The organism is Persicimonas caeni (assembly GCF_006517175.1).
In the GTDB taxonomy this organism is placed as follows: domain Bacteria; phylum Myxococcota_A; class Bradymonadia; order Bradymonadales; family Bradymonadaceae; genus Persicimonas; species Persicimonas caeni.
Genome location: NZ_CP041186.1, coordinates 549,891 through 568,520 on the forward strand (window position 1 = coordinate 549,891; position 18,630 = coordinate 568,520).

Annotated in this window: 12 protein-coding genes; 4 read left to right on the plus strand and 8 right to left on the minus strand. The window is 63.7% G+C overall.

Features of this window, described 5'->3' with window-relative positions:
• Nucleotides 1-95 precede the first annotated feature (95 nt).
• Nucleotides 96-1,748, minus strand: coding sequence for a thrombospondin type 3 repeat-containing protein (locus FIV42_RS31360; RefSeq protein WP_141196088.1), 1,653 nt, complete (start codon nucleotides 1,746-1,748; stop codon nucleotides 96-98).
• A 288-nt stretch (nucleotides 1,749-2,036) separates the two neighbouring features.
• Between FIV42_RS31360 and FIV42_RS02200 the strand changes: the two genes are divergently transcribed.
• Nucleotides 2,037-3,284 (plus strand): GGDEF domain-containing protein, encoded by a 1,248-nt coding sequence (locus FIV42_RS02200; protein WP_141196089.1) that lies wholly within the window; start codon nucleotides 2,037-2,039, stop codon nucleotides 3,282-3,284.
• A gap of 55 nt (nucleotides 3,285-3,339) precedes the next feature.
• Here the strand turns inward: FIV42_RS02200 and FIV42_RS02205 are convergent, their stop codons facing one another.
• Nucleotides 3,340-6,111: a cation-translocating P-type ATPase gene (locus tag FIV42_RS02205; RefSeq protein ID WP_141196090.1), complete on the minus strand. Its 2,772-nt coding sequence runs from the start codon at nucleotides 6,109-6,111 to the stop codon at nucleotides 3,340-3,342.
• Nucleotides 6,112-6,330: 219 nt separating this feature from the next.
• Between FIV42_RS02205 and FIV42_RS30570 the strand changes: the two genes are divergently transcribed.
• The 3 genes from FIV42_RS30570 (at nucleotide 6,331) to FIV42_RS02220 (ending at nucleotide 11,271) form a co-directional block, all read left to right on the plus strand.
• Nucleotides 6,331-8,850 (plus strand): hypothetical protein, encoded by a 2,520-nt coding sequence (locus FIV42_RS30570; protein ID WP_187027617.1) that lies wholly within the window; start codon nucleotides 6,331-6,333, stop codon nucleotides 8,848-8,850.
• Nucleotides 8,851-9,045: 195 nt separating this feature from the next.
• Complete coding sequence (locus FIV42_RS02215) at nucleotides 9,046-10,227, plus strand: sphingomyelin phosphodiesterase (protein ID WP_141196091.1); 1,182 nt, start codon at nucleotides 9,046-9,048, stop codon at nucleotides 10,225-10,227.
• 141 nt (nucleotides 10,228-10,368) lie between these two features.
• Entirely contained in the window at nucleotides 10,369-11,271 is a 903-nt protein-coding gene (locus tag FIV42_RS02220; protein ID WP_141196092.1) for a hypothetical protein, read from the plus strand.
• On the opposite strand, the gene FIV42_RS02225 is transcribed toward FIV42_RS02220, so the two are convergent.
• From FIV42_RS02225 to FIV42_RS02250, 6 genes are all read right to left on the minus strand, one after another.
• Nucleotides 11,264-14,308 carry a thrombospondin type 3 repeat-containing protein gene (locus tag FIV42_RS02225; RefSeq protein ID WP_141196093.1) on the minus strand — a complete coding sequence of 1,015 codons (3,045 nt, stop codon included), beginning with the start codon at nucleotides 14,306-14,308 and terminating at the stop codon, nucleotides 11,264-11,266. The two genes, FIV42_RS02220 and FIV42_RS02225, sit on opposite strands and share 8 nt — an antisense overlap.
• 113 nt (nucleotides 14,309-14,421) lie before the next feature.
• Entirely contained in the window at nucleotides 14,422-14,874 is a 453-nt protein-coding gene (locus FIV42_RS02230; RefSeq protein ID WP_141196094.1) for a CBS domain-containing protein, read from the minus strand.
• A gap of 51 nt (nucleotides 14,875-14,925) precedes the next feature.
• A complete protein-coding gene (locus tag FIV42_RS02235) occupies nucleotides 14,926-15,876 on the minus strand; it encodes a hypothetical protein (RefSeq protein WP_141196095.1) in 951 nt (316 codons plus the stop codon).
• A 73-nt stretch (nucleotides 15,877-15,949) separates the two neighbouring features.
• Complete coding sequence (locus tag FIV42_RS02240; protein ID WP_168210333.1) at nucleotides 15,950-16,594, minus strand: outer membrane beta-barrel protein; 645 nt, start codon at nucleotides 16,592-16,594, stop codon at nucleotides 15,950-15,952.
• Between the two features lie 107 nt (nucleotides 16,595-16,701).
• Nucleotides 16,702-17,964, minus strand: coding sequence for a pyridoxal phosphate-dependent aminotransferase (locus tag FIV42_RS02245; RefSeq protein ID WP_222615360.1), 1,263 nt, complete (start codon nucleotides 17,962-17,964; stop codon nucleotides 16,702-16,704).
• Between the two features lie 23 nt (nucleotides 17,965-17,987).
• Nucleotides 17,988-18,581, minus strand: coding sequence for a GNAT family N-acetyltransferase (locus FIV42_RS02250; protein ID WP_141196097.1), 594 nt, complete (start codon nucleotides 18,579-18,581; stop codon nucleotides 17,988-17,990).
• Between the last annotated feature and the right edge of the window lie 49 nt (nucleotides 18,582-18,630).

Genomic DNA, 18,630 nt, shown 5'->3' on the forward strand with positions numbered 1-18,630 from the left:
GACACCGTGCGGGGAGAGCCCAGAGCACCACGAGCCGACCGTCACGGTCGGCTCGTGGCAGCATCGCACCCAAAATGTCTGATGCTAAACTTGGCTCACGCGTCTCGCAGCGCGACCAGCCAATCGCGCAACTCTCGAAGCAAATCGTAGGCAGTTTCTTGATAGGTGCACTCCTGCACCCAGTCGTCGTTGTCCGGCGTACCGTTGGCTGCACACCCGTCGAGCTTCGGAAGCAGGTCGTTTTCGACCTGGCGGATGGCCGCGTCGATCTGCGCGGTCTTGCCGGTGCGCAGCGCCGCGTCGACTTTGTTGGCAATCGCACGCAGCTTGTTCTTCAGTGCGCCACAACCGCCACCGACTTTCCAAGCACCCGCCGGGATGTCGCACAAGGCGTCTTCGACAATGTCGACCGCCCCATCGATGGTGTCGTCTTCCATGCCATTGCAGTTGTTGTCGACACCGTCATACGGGATCTCTTGGGCGTCCGGGTTGATGGCCGGGTCGTAAGGCGCGCAGTCGGCGTCGTTGTCCCAGCCGTCACCATCGATGTCAGGGTCGCATTCGTCGCCCAAACCGTCGCCGTCGAGGTCTTCTTGGGCGGGATTGTAGCTCAACGAGCAATTGTCAGCACCGTCTTCGACCCCGTCCCCATCATCGTCCGGATCACACGCATTACCCTGCCCATCACCGTCAAAGTCGAGTTGGTCGGGGTTGGCCACGGTCGGGCAATTATCGGCGTCGTCTTCGACCCCGTCGTTGTCGTCATCAATGTCGCACACGTCGCCTTGACCATCGCCGTCCAGATCTTGCTGCCCCGGATTGTAACTCGCCGGACAATTGTCTACCGCGTCGTCGGCGCCGTCACCGTCGTCATCCGAGTCACAAGCGTCGCCGAGGCCGTCGCCGTCCGCGTCGAGTTGCAGGGGATTGGGCGTGTGCGGACAGTTGTCCGCCGAGTCAGCCACCCCGTCTCCGTCGGCATCGGACGTACCCTGACGCGTCGTGCACTCTTTCTCCGGTCCATAGCTCACCGCCCCGTACTGGTCGTAGTGCGCGATGCGATAGGTGTACGTCGTCCCCGGCTGCAAGCCACTGTCGGAGTAGTGTTGCGAGCCCCACCAGAAAGTCGTGCGCACGTCCTGCCAACGCGTTGACCCCGGATCTTGTCGCTGCAGCGTCATGTGACTGTAGTCACTGGGTCGAGGCGATAGACTCCACCACACGTACAACGAACTCTCGTAATCGGGATAGTCGGGGTAGCAGCCTCGAATGGCGACCTCTTCCGGGGCGCTGTTGCCGCCGTCAGGAGCCACCTCGAGCGCCCAGTAATCGCTGGGTCGATACGTCGTCACACCCAGCTTCGAGACATAATAGGTCTTGTACGAGGAGTTGAAGCGTACCCCGTCAATCACCACCGTGTTTTTCGTGTAGTTGTTGTCTTCAAAGCTGACTTCAAACTGGTAAGTCCCCTGCCAGCCACTGTAGACGTACAGCCCCGAAAACCGTGCCGTGAACGTCTCGCCAGGTGAAACGGTCTCCCACCGATACTCCGGCGCCCACTCGATGCGGTCGTAGGCATCGTAGTCGGCGTTCGCGAACACCTTGACCTGATTGTAGTAGGTGAAGTCCCCGCTTCCTCCGTTCTTGAGCAAGACGTAGACGCTGCTGGTTGTGGCGGCCTCTGCCGCGACGGGCAGTAAAATGGCCGCGGCAAAAACAAGTACAACGAGATGCTTCAGGCGCTTCATTTAACAGATTCCCAATTCAAAAAGAGTCAACTACTCGGCCGGCCCCTTACAACCCCTCGAAAAGGAACGTAAATTCGCCGGAGACTTCACACGCACATAGAACCACACGCACTTACCTCTCGCCCTCGCCCCTGTCAACGCCAACAGCTCTCGACTCCTCTCGCTCCCCAGAGATCGTCACACAATCTTTTCGTACCCAGCTTTTCTCGGTGGGCCGACTCGGCTAGCCTGTAGCCGATTCTCCGGCTAGACGTCAGTCGAGCCGTACCGGCATGCAGTAGCTGCGCTATGAACCTCGCGTTTTTCGGCCTCGAGTTTTGCTTGGTAAGCGCCCTCCTCTTGGGGGCGTATCGCCTGAAGTCTCGACTCGGGATGAGCGCGGTGGTCGCGGTGGTGGCAGCGATGCAGCCGTTCCAGGCGGTGCTGGCGGCCAGCTATTTCTGGCCGGTGGGTGACGGGCTCTATATCAATCCGGCCTCGTCCATTCTCTTCGCGGGCAATCTGTCGATTCTTCTCTACGCGTTTGCGCGCGATGGCGTCATCCAAGCGCGCACAGTCCTCTATGCCGTGCTGCTGGGGAACCTCGTTCCCAGCGCGTTGGGCGCCTTGCTCAGCTGGCACGCCTCGGTCGTCGAGCCGATGAAGCTCATGGAGCTGCCGCCCCAGCTCTTCGAGCGCGGCCTCATCGCCTCCATCGTCGGAATCATCTTACTGTATTTCGACCAGATACTGGCCGTCCTCTCCTTCAACTGGTTGCGTCGAAAGCTACCGACCGTCCCTATCGCAGTGCACCTGTCGGTCGCACTGAGCGCAACGCTTGCCTTCGACACGATTGCGTTTCTGTCGATTCTGTTCTGGGACAGCCCGAACTATGAGCAATTTTTGGTCAGCGGACTGGTCTCCAAGACGCTCGGCGGGCTCGCCTTCGGCATCGCCTGGGGCGCGTATCTGCAGAATCACCACGCCCCCGAGAACAGTTCATCTCGCCAACTCCTCGACGTACTGCTCTTCCAAGAAAACCTCAGCGAGCTTCGCGAAGCGGCCACCACCGACCCGATGACGGGCTTGCTCAACCGGCGCACCTACAACCTGATGGTCGGTAAGTTGCTCCAGCGGCAAGCCGGCGCAAGCTCAGACCGCTTCTCGATCGTGTTGATCGACGCCGACCGTTTCAAGCAGATCAACGACACTTTGGGCCATGCCGAGGGCGACCGCGTCCTCGAGCAAATCGCGGCGACGGTGCGTCAGGCCATCCGCGAAGGCGACCACGCCTTTCGATTAGGCGGTGACGAATTCCTCGTTCTGCTCCCCGACTCCGGTCTCGAGCAAGCCCAAGATGTCGCCCGGCGACTCAGTCGCTTCGAGTTCGACCATCCCGACCTCGACCACCCGGTCACCCTGACCATCGGGATCTCGGCCTACCCCGACGACGGCGTCACCCGTGACGAGCTATTCGACGCCGCCGATCGCCGCCTGTACGACGGCAAGACCAGCGGACGCAATCGCATCGTGACTGGAAAGAACAAGGCGATCTAACTGCGCCCTGAACGTCGAACGCCCTGCCGAAACCGAGGTGTCCGTTCACCACCGGTCATCCCCGGATGCCCCGGATGGCCAGATAGATCTGGCCGACAATCAGCGGCACGAGGCTCGCCACGCCGATGATGGCCCAGCCGGTCGCACTCGGCACCGTGACTTCGAGGATGCTCGCCAGCGGGCCGAAGAAGATGGCCAAAGCGAGCATGCCCAGGCTGACGACGAACGCGCCCCAGATCCACTTATTCTTGACGATGTCGTTATCGATGAAGCCGGTGTCGTCATCGCGCATGTTGAAGACGTGCAGCAAGCGTGAGAGCGACAGGGTCAGAAATGAGACGGTCACCGCCTCCTCCTGCGACATGCCAAAGCCCTGATATGCCGTCAAAAATGCGCCGAAGATCGTCCCGGCGATGACCACGCCGTAGGCGGCGATGACGCCCCAGTGAAAGCGCTGCAAGAAGGGCTCTTCAGGATCTCTGGGCGGATGCTCCATCTCCTGGCCGCTTCCCGGCCCCACCCCGATGGCCAGCGCGGGAAAGACGTCATTGATCATGTTCAGGTACAGAATCTGGAGCGGCAAGAGCGGCAGCGGCAACCCGAGCACGGCGGCGACACCGACGGCGATAATCTCGCCGACGTTGCCTGACAGCAGGTAAATGACGAATTTTCGGATGTTATTGAAGATGATGCGCCCTTGCTCGACCGCGGCGACGATGGTCGAGAAGGCATCGTCCAGGAGCACCATATCCGCCGCCTCGCGGGCGACCTCGGTGCCGCGCTCGCCCATCGCGATGCCGATGTCGGCGCTCTCCAGAGCAGGCGCGTCGTTAACGCCATCGCCCGTCATCGCAACGATCCGACCGGCATCTTGGTGCAGATCGATCAAGTTGAGCTTCTGACGCGGACTCACTCGCGCGAAGATCGAGGTCCCCAATAACTTCTCTTTTTGCTCGTCGGAAAAATGCTCGGGGTCGGCGAGTTCGTCACCGCGGACCACCTGGGGGTCCTCATCGTCGACCAGGTTCACCGCGTGGGCAATATGTCCGGCGGTCGCCGGATGGTCGCCGGTGACCATAACGACCTGAATGCCAGCGTGCCGGCAACGCTCGACCGCCTCGGGCACGTCGCTTCTCGGCGGATCGACCAGGCCGACCAGACCGAGCATACACAGCCCCTCGTAGGGGTCGACGTCGCTCGAATCGGCCGTCTTGCTGGCCACGGCGAGCATGCGAAGCCCGTCGGCGGCCGCCTGTTGGTTGCGCTCCTTCCAGCGCTTGCGCGACTCGTCGTCGAAATCCTTGCACTCCCCGTCGGCCATGTAGCTCGACGCTGCGTCGATCACCGCCTCGGGTGCACCTTTGACGGCGACGAGCATTCCCTCGTCGGTGTCGTGGAAGGTGGCCATCATCTTGGTCTCGCGCGAAAACGACTCCACGCGATCTTCGGGCATCTCATCAGTCAACTCTTCGCGCGCAAACCCGGCACGCTGCCCCAACTCCAACAGCGCCACCTCCATCGGGTCGCCGCCGGCCTCCCCGCTGTCAGCGTCGTCCATGTCGGCCGTATTGGCCAACACCGAGGCGATCACAAGTCTGCGAAGCACCTCGTCGTCGTGCACGTCGACCTCTTCGCCGCCACGCTCGAAGCGCAGCCCCTCGCCCTGTTTGTCGACGTCGACGCTGCCGCTTTCGAGTTCGTAGCGCCGCGCTCGCATTCGGTTTTCGGTGAGCGTGCCCGTCTTGTCGACGCAGATCACGTTGGTCGACCCCAAAGTCTCCACGGACGAGAGCCGGCGCACCAGAGCATTGCGATGGACCATGCGCCACATGCCGCGCGCCAGCGCGATGGTCGCCACAATGGCCAAGCCCTCGGGGATGGCAGCAACCGCCAACGCGATGCCGGTCTCGACCATCAAAAAGAGGTCGCGCCCGGCTAAGATCCCCGCGCCGACCACGATCGCGGCGACGACCAGCGTCACCCAGACCAGCCGCCGGGCCAGCTTGTCGAGGCGCTCTTCGAGCGGCGTCTGCTCGGCACCGGCGGCAGCGACCATGCCTGCGATCTCGCCGATTTCGGTCTTCATGCCCGTCGCGACGACGACGCCCTTACTGCTACCGCTGGCCACAGCCGTACCTTTGTAGGCCATGGAGTGACGCTCGGCTAACGGACTGTCCGTGTCGGCAGCCTCGACGCGCTTTTCGACCGGCACCGATTCACCGGTGAGCGCCGACTCGTCGATAGACAATTCGGCGACGTCGACCAGACGCAGGTCGGCGGGCACAACGTCGCCGCTTTCGAGGGCGACCACATCCCCGGGGACCAACTCACGCGCCGAGATCGTCTCTTCGGTGCCCTCGCGAATCACCTCACACTCGATGTCCTCGAATTCTTGGAGCGCCTCCATCGAGCGCACCGCGCGAAGCTCGGTGACAAACCCGATGATGGTGTTGATGACAATGACAGCCGCGATGGCTGCGGCCTCGATATAATCGCCGAAGATCAGCGCCACACCCGCCGCCACAGCCAACAAGAGCACGACCATGCTCTTGAGCTGGTCGATGAGCACACTCCACATCCCGCGCCGCTCGAATTGGCGAAGCTGGTTGGGGCCATATTCGTCGCGGCGGCGCTCGCTCTCTCCGTCCGACAAGCCCTCGGCAGAGCTATCGAGTTCGTCGAGCACGTCGTCGGACGACTTGGCCCACGGAGTCTCCACGACCGGCTCGCTTCCCTCGGAAGGCTGCGGCCCCTGCTCGGAGCTCTGCTCGTCAGCACTTTCCTGGCCGCCGTAATCCGGGTGTTCTGCTGCGTCTGTAGTTGTCATGAGACTCGAAAAGCTGGTGGGACAGAAATCAGTAGCAATATGATCACAACAAGCTGTTCTTGAAGCCGCGAACCTCACAGCATCCTCATCTTCCACCAAAAAAACCGACTTCTTGCCCCGCGTGTCGTCTTTGAGTATCCTAGGGACAGCCTTTAATCACATCACAACGCCAGGAAGCGGTCCGCCATGTATCGGTTGATCAGGTCGGCAACATTTCTCATGTGTCTCTGTACGGTCCTCTTTGTCGGCTGTGCCGAATCGGAGATCGCCAAAGGAACCCAGGGCAACCCCGACGCCGAGGACTCCGGCAGCGATGCGGCAGTCAGCGATGCCGGCGTCGACACCTCCGACACCGAAACGCCATCGGATACCGACGACTCGGGCGGCGAAGACACCGCCAAGGACGCCGGCGTCATCGCATACGAGGCGTGTGCGCTGAACGAAGAAGGCCCCTGGGGAGAGTGCGCCGAGGACGGCACACTTGCCTTCGGCACGGTCCACGCCGCCGAGACAGTCACGCGCCTGCTGCGCGTCGACAATACCGGCAGCACCGAACTGATGGTCAATGAGGCGACGATTGCCGATGCGAATTTCACCATGCAGCCGCTGCGCTACACCGACGAAGCCGAACCAACCTCCTCGGACGAGACGCTGCCGGCCGCCCTTGCCGCCGGCGAATCGCTCTTCTTCGAGGTCAGCGTCACCGGACCCGGCCAAGACGCCGCCTTTGGCGCTGACGCCCTCGAGCTACTGGTCGACGTGGGAGCCGGCGCCGACGAGACGATCTCGGTACCACTGTCGGGTAGCTTCGGCCTCTGCGGCCCTGGCACGGCCGATTGCGACGGAGACATGAGCAACGGCTGCGAAGTCGACACGGCCACCGACACCGCCAACTGCGGCGCCTGTGGCACCCGGTGCGTCTTCGACAACGCCACCGCCGCGTGCAACGCAGGCACCTGCGAGATCGATTCGTGCAGCGGCACCTACGATGATTGCGATGGCGACCCGACCAACGGCTGCGAAGCCAACCTCAACAGTCTGGATCACTGCGGCACCTGCGGCGACGTGTGCGACTACGAGAATGCCACCGAGCAATGCGCATCGGGCAATTGCACCTTCGAGGCATGTGAGGGCGACTTCGCCGACTGTGACAGTGATCTGAGCACCGGCTGCGAGATCGACACCTCCTCGAACTTGAGTCACTGCGGCGGTTGCAACCAGGCATGCTCCTTCCCCAACGCCAGCTCGATGTGCAGCTCCGGCAGCTGCAGCTTCGTCGACTGTCTGTCGGGCTGGGTAGATCTGAACGGCAACACCGCCGACGGCTGCGAATACCAATGCACCGTCCAGAGCTCCGACGACGCGCCCGACGCATCCGGCGTCGACGCCAACTGCGACGGCATCGACGGCGAGATCGCGCGCGGCATCTTCGTGTCGACCAACGGATCGGACTCCGCCTCGGGCACCATCGACGCCCCCCTGGCCTCCATCGGTGCCGCCCTTTCGCTGGCGCAGTCGACCAGCGGCCTCGACCACATCTATGTGGCCACCGGCCAATACGACGAGCAGGTCACCTTGGTCAGTGGCGTCTCGATCTTTGGCGGCTATGACGAGGCGAGCAACTGGATGCGCACCGGCTCGGGCACGAGCCGTATCTTCTACCCCGGAGGCAGCGGGCGCATGATCGCGGTCAAGGGGATCAACATCAGTTCGCCGACGGTGCTCGGCATGCTCGACATCGCCACGGCCGACGTGACCGGCGGCGGCGGACAGTCGAACTACGCAGTCTACTGCCACACCTGCGACGCACTGACGATCCAGAACACCAAGGTCACCGCCGGTGCGGCGTCCAACGGCGACGCTGGCAGCGACGGCACCAGTGGCTTCGACGCCTTCGGGCGAGGCTACGATGCCAGCCCTGGCGGCAGCGGCTCGTGCGACGGCGGCGGTTACGGACGCGGCGGCTCGGGCGGCAGCTCGGGCTGCGGTCGAAGCGGCGGCTCGGGCGGCCGTGGCGGCTACGAAGGCAGCAACTCCGGAGTCGCCGGCTCGCCGGGCAACTACGGTATCTCGGGCGGCTATGCCGGCTCGTCGAGCGCCGGCGACGGCGGCCCGGGCGGCATGGGTACCGATGGGGCCAATGGAAGCAACGGTCAAGGCGGCTCGGGCGGCCAGGTCCAGAGCGGCTACTGGGTCGGCAATAGCGGCGCCGACGGCGCCACCGGCGAGCACGGCAACGGCGGCGGCGGCGGCGGTGGCGGTGGCGGCCAGGGTGGTTTCTGGGTCAACGATGGCTCGGGCAACGGCGGCGGCGGCGGTGGCGGCGCCGGCTGCGGCGGCCTCGGCGGCACCGGCGGCCAGGCCGGCGGCACCTCGTTTGGCCTCTTCTTCGTCGAATCGACCGGCGTGACCCTCGAAAATAACGTCATCGCGTCGGGCAACGGCGGCAATGGCGGTGCAGGCGGCACCGGCGGCTTCGGCAGTGGCGGTGGCAACGGCGCCAACGGTGGTCAGTACTGCACGAGCGAAGTCGGCGCCGGCGGCGCCGGCGGCGACGGCGGCGACGGCGGCAACGGCGGCAACGGCGGTGGCGGCGCGGGTGGTAACTCCTATGGTATCTACCGCGTCAACACCAACTTGAACCTGCCGGGCACCAACACCATCAGCACCGGCCAAGCTGGCCGCGGCGGCACGTCCTCGGGCAATCCGGGCTCCGACGGCGTCGCCGCTCGTTACTGATGCGGCGGTTTCCATCACGCGGTTGTCAAAGCTCCACCCCTAGTAATCCCCGTCGTTCGTGCCCATGTTTAAAGACTGCAACGCACTTAACGACGGGGATGCTCCTGACGTGAACGCGGCCCGTTCGCCGCGGTCCACTCACGCCGGGAGCGATCATGGGGGAAAGGCTCGAACGCCAGCCTTTGGAGCTTTCCAATGCGAGAGTTCGGAATCGCAAGCATCGTCTTGCTCTTGACGCTGACCTCGGTCAGCAATCCTACGATGCGGACGGGGGAGTCCGCACAGGATAGCGTCACAGTCGACACCATCGACCACCGCCCGGTCCAGGAGACCTTGCGGGTGTTGACCTACAATGCCTTCTTGCGCCCCCCGCCGATCGGCTGGGGCGACAAGACGGCGTGTCGCGCCGAGCAGATCTCCCGCCGGTTGGCCAACGAGCCCATCCCACGTGATATCATTGCGCTGAACGAGACGTTCGACCGCGACCGGTTGGACACGCTCGCGACCAATTTGCAGGAGCGTTTCCCGTACCAACTTCTCGGCCAACCCGAGTCGCGTGGATTTCGCACCAACGGCGGCCTGTCTCTTATGAGCCGCCATCCCATCGAGCACTCCGCCGCCCACACCTTCGAGCGCTGCAGCGGTGACTTCAACGATTGTCTGGCCACCAAGGGCTTTCTGTGGGCGTTGGTGCGCGTATCGAACAACCTCAAGGTCAACGTCATCGTCACCCACATGAACTCCGGTGGGGACGAGAGCGCGCGCAGAGCCCGGGCCAGCCAACTCGCCCAGATCCAGCGCTTCATGGACTCTCAGCCGATGCTCGACCGGTGGCCAACCGTGTTGATGGGAGACCTCAACGTCAACGGGCTTCGCTGGCGGCCGCGCCACCCCGAGTCGGGCGACCTGACCGAATATGCCACGGCGATGGCGCAGCTAGGCAACACGTGCGCGCAGTGCGAGACGGCTGCTTGCTTCGCCGCCTGCCGTCCATTTCCGGTCGACGCCTTCCGCAGGCACACCGGCAAATGGTCCTTCGATGCCGCCGGCACCCGTCAGGCGAGCACCTACAACTGCAGCGGGCAGAATATGGCTCCTTGCACCGACCTCAACGTCGGCGAGCAGTGGCGCGAGCGCATGCGCCTGGATTACGTGCTGCATTTCGGACCGCCGGCGCTTGTCCCCGACATGGCCGTCGAGGTGCTCAACGCGTCGTCGCTCGACTTCAAGAACAACGTGTGCGGCACGACCTATCTGTCGGACCACCAGGGCGTCGAAGCGACCCTCGAGATCCGGCGCGAGCCCGACTTAAACGCCGCGTTTGTGCCCCCATCCCGCGCCCACAATCTTGGCCAACAAATCGAAATCTCTCGGTAAAATGCACGCGCAAATGTCAGTCGCGCTTGCGTGGCAGGTATGCGACTGGCAGACTGGTCGAGCAAGACGACTGCGCTGACGACCGCCGGCCTCTGTCGTCCGGCGGCACGCGCCCTCTTTGCTCCGACGTGGCCAGACTCCATGTATCACGCCGATCCCACATTCAATCGCGTTTTGACGGTGTTCCTCGAGCAGGACCATGCCAGCCTGACCCCGTCATTCATCGCCTATGAGCTCGATCTGACGTCGCGCGCGGCCGAGCAGTTGCTCGATGAGATGGTCAAGCGCTCCTTGCTCGATCTCGATTTCGACGACAACGGCCAGCTCTACTACACGGTGAGCGCGGACGCGAAGTTCGAGATCGAGCAACGACGCGAAGAGCAACGAAGAGAGGCGGCGAGCGTCTCCCGCGCACCGCAGGTGCAAGCGCACGCTCCCCGAAACGACTGGCGGCAGCCGCACGGTTTTGACGGCGCCGTCGGCTCGGCCGCCCCGCAGGCACCACCGCGCGTGCAGCAGCCGCCCTACCGGTCCCGCCGCCAACCCGCCCCTGATGCTCAATCGCCCGACGGCTGTGACGGCACCGCCGGCTACCCGTCCGACTCATGGGACACCGACGGCGCTGCGATGACATTGGCGGATGGTCCCTGGGAGCCGACGCAGCCCCATCGTCCCCCAGCGCACCACGACGGGCGGCGTCGCCGCGAGGGCGAAAGTCATCATCACGGCCAGGACCTCGTGCGCTACCAGCAGCGCGACCTGATGACGCACCGGCAGGCTGACCCGATGGTCGCCGCCCTACTGAGCATGCTCTTTGTGGGGACTGGCCAGATCTACAACCGTGAGGTCGGCAAAGGCCTGGCGATGTTCGTAAGCTGCGCGGTCCTCTGGCTCTTCTCGATGGGCTGGATCGTCAACGTCTGGGCGGTCGTCGACGCCTATGGCGTCGCCGCCCGCAACCGCCTGCGTAACGACCGGATGCGCAACGACCGGATGCCCAACGACCGGATGCCCAACGACAAGGCGCGCACCGAACTCACCTGACTGCGCCTCCCCCTTCGCCTTTCGCCTCGCCCGTGGGGCGCCGCCGCGACGCCCAAACCCACCCGAACAACGCCAGCAGCGCCAGCGCACCTTCAGCCGGTGCGCCGGTGCTATTACACCCACAGCCGCCGGCTTCGCTGACGAGTTGCGGACAACCGCTCTCCGTGGTCCCGATTTGACGAGGGCACTCGTCGTCGACGTCGGCAAACTCGTCACCGTCCGTGTCATCATCGCATTCGTCGCCGAGCCCATCGTTGTCGAGATCGATCTGCTCGGGGTTGCCAATCAACGGGCAGTTGTCGTCGGCGTTGACCAACCCGTCGGCGTCGGCATCGTCGTCACAGGCGTCGCCCACGCCGTCGCCATCGACGTCGCCCTGCTCTTCGTTGGGCAGGTCGAGGCAATTGTCGGCATCATCGTTGACACCATCGCCGTCGACGTCGGCATCACACAGGTCCCCCTGACCGTCACCGTCGAAGTCGGACTGGTCCGGGTTTACCACCAGCGGGCAGTTGTCGAGATCGTTTTGGTGGCCGTCGCCATCGGTGTCGCCGTCGCAGACATCACCGACGCCGTTGCCGTCCGCGTCGGCCTGGTCTGCGTTCTCCACGATCCGACAGTTATCCTGGTTGTCGCCCACACCGTCGCCGTCCGAGTCCTCGTCGCGATAATCGGGCGTGCCGTCGCCGTCGGTGTCGACCGGCGCGGTCTGCAGGTCGTCGTCGCCGGCTTCGTCAGCGTCGCTCACGCCATCACCGTCCGAGTCGTCGTCGAGCGCGTCGATCGTTCCATCTGCGTCGGTGTCACGAGGCGCTGCGATGTCGCCAACTTCGTCCCAATCGCCGATTCCGTCCGAATCGGTGTCGGGGTCCATCGGGTCGAGCCCCACAGGCGTTTCGACAAGGTCGGCGAGTCCGTCATTGTCCGAATCGTCGTCGCAGGCATCGCCCTGCCCGTCGCCGTCGGCGTCGCTCTGGTCGGGGTTTTCGACCGTGCGGCAGTTGTCCTCGGCATCGGCCACTGTGTCGTCGTCCGAGTCGTCGTCACGATAGTCAGGCGTGCCGTCGCCGTCGGTGTCGACCGGCGCGGTCTGCAGGTCGTCGTCGCCGGCTTCGTCGGCGTCGCTCACGCCGTCACCGTCCGAGTCGTCGTCGAGCGCGTCGATGGTCCCATCGGAGTCGGTGTCGACCGGCGCGTGGACCGCGCCGAGCTCCTCGCCGTCGAGGATCCCGTCGCCGTCGGTGTCCGGGTTCGAGGAATCGAGGCCCAGCGCGCTCTCACCGCCGTCAGGTGCCCCATCGGCGTCCGTATCGTCGACGTTGACGGTGATGTCGACATCACGGGTCACCTCGAGGTTGCCATCCGAAGCGACCAGCGTCGCCACCCAGGTGCCGCCGTCGGCGTAGCCCGGTGTCCACGAGAAAGCGCCCGTGGAGGCATCGGTGCTCGCCGAAGACGGAAGGCCCCGAACAGCGTAAGTGATCGCGTCACCATCAGCGTCGTTCGCGGCGAGCGCAAACGTCAGCGCCTGGCCCTGCTGGGCGCTCAGCGGACCACTCGGCGTCGGCGAGACAAACTCGGGCGCGTCGGCCAGCGGGCGCACCGTGATGGTGACCGTGGCGGGGTTCGAATCGGAGGTGCCGTCGTTAGCCACATAGGCAAAAGAGTCCGAGCCGGCATAGTCGGCATTCGGCACGTACTCGAAAGACCCGTCGGCGTGGAGCGTCAGAGTGCCGTGGCTAGGCGAGGCATGCGTCGCAGCGGTCAGTGTATCGTTGTCGCCGTCGGTGTCGTCGACCAGCAGGCCCTGGACGGCGCTCACCGTCAGCGTCCCGTCCTCGTCGACCGAGTAGCTGTCGTCGTTCGCCACCGGCGCGGGATCGCCTGCATCACAGACACCGTCACCATCAGCGTCAGGACCGTCGTTGGCCGGGTCGGCATCGCTCGCCGAACCAAACCCATCGACGCCCACCGAGCAGTCGTCGCACGAGTCGAGATCCTCGTCGCCGCATACGTTCGGGTCGAGCGAACTCGGATCCGTGCCGTCGTTTCGTCCGTCATTATCGTCGTCGGCATCACCGGCGTTGCACTGGCCGTCTCCGTCGGTGTCAGTGCCGTCGTTATTCGGCCGCGAATCGGCGCTCGAGCCGAAGCCGTCGACGCCCACCGAGCAGTCGTCACACGTATCGGCATCGCTGTCGCCACATACCGTCGGGTCGAGCGGTTGCGGGTCATTCGAATCGCTCACACCGTCGTTGTCGTCATCAGCATCGCACGCATCGCCCTGCCCGTCCGAATCGGTGTCGGTCTGCGAGGCATTGCTCACCGATGGGCAGTTGTCGTTCCCGTCGGTGATTCCGTCTCCGTCGGCGTCCAACGAGAACCGAACCGCCGTGCTCGCTTCGGTCGGCGGCGCGGCCACGCTGTTCAGGTAAGCAGTCGCCTCGGTGCCGGCGGCGTTCTCAACCCCGACGGTATGGCTCCCGCTGTCAGCCTGGGCGTCCATGAAGTGGATCTCGATGAGGTTGGACGTCTCGTGCAGGTGCAACTGCAGGCTGACCGTCGCGGTCGTGTTGCTGAAATGCTGGATATCCAGAAATTCGAGCACAAACGTGCGACTGGGGGCGCTGCCAACGGTCTGGTAGCGAATGCTTCCCCCCTCGGGCGGGTCCAGGTCTTCCCACCAGAGTGCGATGAGATTATTCGGATCGCCCGAGTCGGGCAGGCTGTCGCCCGAGCAGCAACCGCTGTTGGTCGAACTCCCGTCGAAGGTCACGAAGCCGTTCGAGCCCACCCGAAGACTGGTGTACGTCGTACCGTAAAACTCGAACCCAAACCCGATGGAGATGCTCGACGAAATGGCATCGTCGCTCAGCGACACACTGGTCGGGGAGCGCAGCAAGATCGGAGAGTAGGTTGGACCTCCCGGATCGGAACTGTGGGCAACGGAGTAGGACTGAGCAGAGGCAGCGGTGGCACTGGCAGCGACCGCGAGGAATGCGCCGAGCGCGATGAGCTTCGTAATGTGGCGGTACAACGTGGAACTCCCGTACAACTACTGCACTGCGATAGGGAAAACAGCGAGATTCAAAGAATTTCTCGCTCCACGTTAGCAGCCCGAGGGGCTTGGCTCAAACTGGAAGGGTTCCATTATGGGCGACGTCGGCGTTCGGCGAGGTTTTCGCTCGAGACCACCCGAGCCAGGTTGGTCATTTCGCTGGCGAAATACCCCACGATATCGTCGAAGGCGATGATGCCGACCAGCGCGTCGTTACGGTCTACGACGGGCACTCGGCGAACTCCGTTGGCGCGCATCGTGCGAAGCACCGTCTCGAGGTCGTCCTCCTCGCGCACCAAAATGATCACGTCGGTCATGATGTCGCCGACGTTCAGCCGCGAGACGTCGCCTCCCTTGGTGGCCACCCCGGAGATAACGATATCGCGATCGGTGAGCATGCCGATGGGAAAGTCGTGGCCGTCTTTCTTCTTGATGACCACGAGATCACCGACGTGCGAATTGCGCATGCGGATGGCGGCGTCGACGATGCTCAACTCGCGCTGTGCAGTCTTGACTCCTCGCGTACAGAGTTTGCCTGCGTCCATGGCTCCTCCGGTGGTGGGGTGCTCGAAAGACGTCACACCACGTGAAGATAATCACGCCTGGGGACGCTCCAACGTCGACTGCTCGGGCATGGCGCGTCTGCTGATGAGCCGGCCTGGAAAGCGTGAGTTGCACGACATGACGTGCGTGATGGCGTTGGTGTCGTACTCGTCGCCCGAAGAAAAGTGGTCGAAGTAAGCATTGAGCTTGTGAACCCGGTCGACAGGCGCGTCGACTGCCTGCAGACCGACCGACACCCCGTAGTTGGTGAACCGAAACTTGGTGTGCGGCATATGCGGGTGGCGCGAAAAATAGCCCGGCGGCTCGATCCACATCGAGTCGAGCGTCTGCAGCGACCGCTCGCGCTGCACGCGCGCCCACGGCTCGTCGGGGTAGAAGTGACAGATCCAAAGCATCATCCCCAGCGCCAGGTCCTGGGTGATGTCGAGGTGCGGGTATTGTCGCTCGACGATGGCACGCATGTCGGCGATCTCGGTGTCGAGGCAACCCGCTTTGGCGTCCGATTCTTGGAGCATGCGGTAGACCACGTAGCCGTGGAAGGCGTCGAGCGCGCCGTAGCCGTAGCCTGGATAGCGCCCCGACAAGTCTTCCTTCATCTTCCAGACGACCCCTCGATCGGGTCGAACGAAAGCCTCGTGGACCTCGCGGACTAGCGCAATGGCCTGATCTTGGTACTCGGGCTTGTGACGGCCGAGCTCGTGCAGCGCGTACATCCACATCGCCAAGTAGTGATAGTACTGCCCGTCGCGATCGGGCTCCTCACCGATACGCAGCCCACGCGGCCGGCCCAGCACCCGGTCGACCTGAGCGACCACCCACTCGGCCTCGTCGAGATAACGCCGCCGCCCCAGCTCTTCGTACAACGACACCAACAAGACCACGCCGAACGCATCGGTCCACAGGTAGCGAAGGCCGTTGGGCCAAATCTTTTGTTGGCGCATCCAAGCCAACTTGTCGAGAACCCAGTCGATCTCGCGTAGCATGAGAGTTCCTCGGGCAGCGTTCGATCACAATTTACTACCACTTGAATCTCGGCCGCAGCCGTTTTGCGTCAAATCAGAACTCCCTGCGCACGAAAAACTGAGCCTGGCCGGCCACCTCGTACTCCGTCTCAATAGCGCGGCTGCCGTCGAGCGCGAGGGTGGGCTGGTGGTGATGCCCTCCGGGTCCGGGACCATGGACCGGCTCGCCCATGGTAAACACGCGGATATTGCTGCCGAGCTTGAGGCCCCACAGGTCGAGTTCACCACCGACGCCGACAAACGCGGCAGCCAACAGCTTGGTCTCGGTGGCCGTCTCCATGGAGATCTTGGTCCACTCGGGCCCGACTCCGGCTTGGATGTAGGGAGAGATGATGAAGTCGGGATACAGTCTCAGCCCGGCAGCGCCCAGAACGGTCGCCGACTGGCGGTCCATCCCCGAAGCAATGACCTCGCCGATGGCGTGATAGTAATCGAGAGACAGCTCGGCGAAGAGATACTTGCCGAAGTCGGCCGTGCCGAATAGCCCCACGCCGTCCATCCGGCAGTCGTCCCAGGTCAAAGTGCCTTCCTCGGTCACCTCGCGGAACCCGTAACCGCCCACACGTGCTCCCGCGCCCAGTGTGATGGTGTCGTCGTCTGGTTTCTTCTCGGCGCTCGCAGGTGCTGCGGCAAGAAATGTCAGAGCGGCGAGCATCCCAACAAAAGCGTGCATGCGCATCCTAGCCTCCATGAAGCAGTCGTGTGTCGAGTCTTCATGGAGTTAGTCGCAGCAGACTCTCATTTTTGTGCATCGCCGCTCGACATTTTTTCGACAATTGCTGGCGCTTAGCCCGAAATCATCTTCTCGAGGCGTTCCAAGCCCGCTTCGAGCGACGGTTGAGGCGGGCCGAAGCTAAAGCGCACGTGGTTGCGGAATCGGCTGGGCCGCCCCGCGCGGCGCTGGCCCGGGTTGACGTCGAAGAACTCGCCGGGCACGCAAATGATCTGGTGCTCGAGACACTTCTTGAAGAAGTCCATGCCGTTATTCATGCCGTCCGGCAGGTTCGACACGTCGCCCCAGACATAAAACGTGCCGTCGGGCGGCCGCTCGATCTTGATGCCCATCGCGCGCAGCCGCTCGACGAGCATGTCGCGCTTCGAGCGGAAAGTGTGCTGGATCGCCTTGACCTCGGCGCGGGTGTGCTCCTCCTCGAGAAGCGGCACGGCCGCGCGCTGCAACGGCCGACTCGCCCCACCGTCCAAAAAGCTGCCCGCGCTCGACAGCCGCTCGATGACCTCCGAGGGCCCCAACGTCCACGAGACGCGCCAGCCGGGGTAGCGCCAGCTCTTGGTCAGCCCGTTGACGATGACCACCGGGTCGCGCTCGACATCTTCGACGAAGCGCGCGGCGGTCGCGTCGGCCGGCGAGCCGTTCCAGATATAGTGGCTGTAGAACTCGTCGAGGATGAGCGTGCAGTCGAGCCGGCGGCCTAGCGCCACCCAGTCGTTGAGCTCTTCGCCGCCGATGAGCTTGCCGGTGGGGTTGCACGGGTTGGAGAGCAACAGCGCGCCCAAGCCTCGCCCGAGCACCTCTTCTTCGAGCTCTTCGACGCTAAAGTCGTAGCCGCGCTGCGGGTCGAGCAGAATCGGGATCGAGGTAAACAGGCGAAACAGCCCCAACAGCTCCTCGTAGGCGGTGTAGTCGGGCAGAAAATGCCCCAAGTTGATCGTCCCCAGCGCCGCCGCCACGCGCGTCAGCCCGGCGCGTCCGCCGCCCGAGATGCACACGTTCTCGGCGCTGTACTGGCTGGGCATGCCCCGTCGATATAGCCGATTGTAGTGGTCGGCGACCGCGGCGCGAAGGTCCCACAGACCGGCCACGGGCGCGTACTCGTGGTCCTCTTCGTAGATGCCGATCGACTCGATGCGCTCGGGCGCATGCGGGATGACGCCCGTCTCGGGCTGGCCCTGGCCGAAGTTGGTCCATCCGGCATCATCGGGGCGATAGCCGTGGCGAGCCGCCTCGGTCATCACGTAAATCACGCCGGTCTTCGGCACCTTACGAAAGGCTTCGATCGACCCGTCCAAATCTAGCTTTACTGCGTTCACTGCAACTCTCTGGCTCTGTAATTCTATGAACGAAGCGATGTTTGCTGGTCGCTGTCTGCTGGCCCGGAGTGGTCCAGCGTGATGTCTAGAGTTATCACAGGACCGGCTCGTTCGATAACTTCGGTGGGCCCAATTTGCTCGAAAAGTGTGCGCATGCGGTGATTGGTCGTAAAACAATCGGCCCGAAAGGCCTCGATGCCCCGCTCGCGCGCTGCCCTCACCAAATAGCTCAACAAAAGCCGCCCCAGGCCCAATCCCTGATAGTCGTCTATGACAGTCACGGCCACCTCTGCAACCTCCGGCTGGTCTTCATAGCGCACAAAACGCGCCACTCCGATCCCCTCCTCTTCGCCGCCCGGGTGCTCGACCAACGCGCCGACAGCGACGTGATTGTCACGGTCCACGTCGACCAAATACTCGAGCTCTCGGCCTGACAAACGGGGCTTGGTCGCCAAGAAGCGCTGGTAGCGCGATCGATCGGAGAGCCGCTCGAAGCCCTGGGCGAGTAGATCCTGGTCTTCGTGTCGCAGGGTACGCACCACCGCCTGGGTGCCGTCGCCGAGTGTCTCTCGTGCAACAAACCCATCGTCGATGGCATAATTCGCGTGCTCATTCATGGTCCAACCTCCCGTTAATTGCAGCAGCGCCCTGCTCGATCTCGAAAAC